The 848-nt window shown below is 33.8% G+C and carries 1 protein-coding gene; it reads right to left on the bottom strand.

Annotated features, from left to right (window positions below; translation table 11 throughout):
- Positions 1 to 100 precede the first annotated feature (100 nt).
- A complete protein-coding gene (locus EZE20_RS23860) occupies positions 101 to 643 on the bottom strand; it encodes a DUF4062 domain-containing protein (RefSeq protein WP_132122538.1) in 543 nt (180 codons plus the stop codon).
- Positions 644 to 848: the final 205 nt, after the last annotated feature.

Raw genomic sequence — 848 nt, 5'->3', positions numbered from 1 at the left:
ACAACTTAATATATCTTTCCTTATTAAGTCCGGTTGCAGAACGCCATTGACGCTCATTTTTTAGATCATTTATCGATATTTTCATGTGCCAAATTTAAGACTATTTTTCCATTGCAACAAGTCTATTGAGAATTTCTGGTGTATTATACTCTATGGATTTTACCCATCCAATTCGAGGATTAGTATTAAACTGTTTCATTAATGAAATTGACACTTTCCCATATAAGTCGTTCTTGTCATTCCAATAGCTCACAAGCTTTGTCTGAATCTTTTCTTTAAATGAACGGAGTTTTTCAACTTTTTGAGCATCTTTATCTACTTTTGAAGCGGTCCATGAAACACCTTCGTTAATTACAAAACCAAGAGTAGGTACTCCAATGGACTTTGCGTAATCATATTCTTTTTCCGTATAACTTACGTCTCCGTCCAAAGAACCATATCTAAATGCAGAAATTACAACATAATAATCGCAATCGTCTATTTGCTTTTTAATAAGTTCCCATTGTTGCTCGTCACCAGCACTAAACATTTCCATACCAACAGGAAAGTGACCCATTTCGAGAATCGCTTTTATAACCAAATCACGTTCTTCTTTTAGGTCTTCGTAAGTTGAGCTAACGAAAATTTGATACTTTTTATTCATTATGAATTGTGTTTAATAATGTGTGCTAACATCCATACACCTGAAATCATTACAGTTATACAACAAATTGAAGTATAACGTATCCGGCCTACCAACTACATAATAGTTAATTACTGACCTTTGCTAAAATTTTGCGGAAACAGATCGGCAATGTCTTTATGATTAATCGTAGCGATGTTTTGCAGGGTGTTTTTCAGCCAATTGT

Source organism: Arundinibacter roseus, assembly GCF_004348825.1.
GTDB classification, from domain to species: Bacteria; Bacteroidota; Bacteroidia; order Cytophagales; family Spirosomataceae; genus Arundinibacter; species Arundinibacter roseus.
This window is presented reverse-complemented; position numbering and strand designations above follow the sequence as displayed.